General features: G+C 65.4%; 1 protein-coding gene. It reads right to left on the reverse strand.

Annotated elements, in window-relative coordinates; genetic code table 11:
• The coding region (gene tuf / locus FJ425_RS31425; protein WP_140727901.1) for an elongation factor Tu at positions 1 to 1,028 on the reverse strand (1,028 nt) is incomplete at both ends.

The raw sequence follows: 1,028 nt of genomic DNA on the forward strand, positions 1-1,028 counted from the left end.
TTGATGGTGACGACGATGCCGGCACCGACGGTGCGGCCGCCTTCACGGATGGCGAAGCGCAGCTTCTCTTCCATCGCGATCGGCACGATCAGCTCGACGTCGACGGTGATGTTGTCGCCGGGCATCACCATCTCGGTGCCGGCCGGCAGCGTCACGATGCCCGTCACGTCCGTCGTGCGGAAGTAGAACTGCGGACGGTAGTTGGTGAAGAACGGCGTGTGACGGCCGCCCTCGTCCTTGGTCAGGATGTAGGCTTCGGCCACGAACTTCTTGTGCGGCTTGACCGTGCCCGGCTTGGCCAGAACCTGGCCGCGCTCCACACCTTCACGGTCGACGCCGCGCAGCAGCGCGCCGATGTTGTCGCCGGCCTGGCCCTGGTCGAGCAGCTTGCGGAACATCTCAACGCCCGTGCAGGTCGTCTTGGTGGTCGGACGGATGCCGACGATCTCCAGCTCCTCGCCGACCTTGACCACGCCGCGCTCGACGCGGCCGGTCACAACCGTGCCGCGGCCCGAGATCGAGAACACGTCCTCGATCGGCATCAGGAACGGCTTGTCCAGCGGACGAACCGGCGTCGGGATATAGGCGTCGACCTGCGCCATCAGCTCGCGGATGGCGTCCTCGCCGATGGTCTTGTTGGAATCTTCCAACGCAGCCAGCGCCGAACCCTTGACGATCGGAATGTCGTCGCCGGGGAACTCGTTCTTCGACAGAAGCTCGCGAACCTCGAGCTCGACCAGCTCCAGCAGCTCGGCGTCGTCGACCTGGTCGACCTTGTTCAGGAACACCACGATCGAGGGAACGCCGACCTGGCGGGCAAGCAGGATGTGCTCGCGGGTCTGCGGCATCGGGCCGTCGGCCGCCGAAACCACCAGGATCGCGCCGTCCATCTGCGCCGCACCCGTGATCATGTTCTTCACATAGTCGGCGTGGCCGGGGCAGTCGACATGGGCATAGTGACGGTTGGCCGTCTCATACTCGACATGCGCCGTCGAGATCGTGATGCCGCGCGCCTTCTCTTCAGGTGC

The sequence above is a fragment of the Mesorhizobium sp. B2-7-2 genome, assembly GCF_006440775.1.
Classification (GTDB): Bacteria; Pseudomonadota; Alphaproteobacteria; order Rhizobiales; family Rhizobiaceae; genus Mesorhizobium.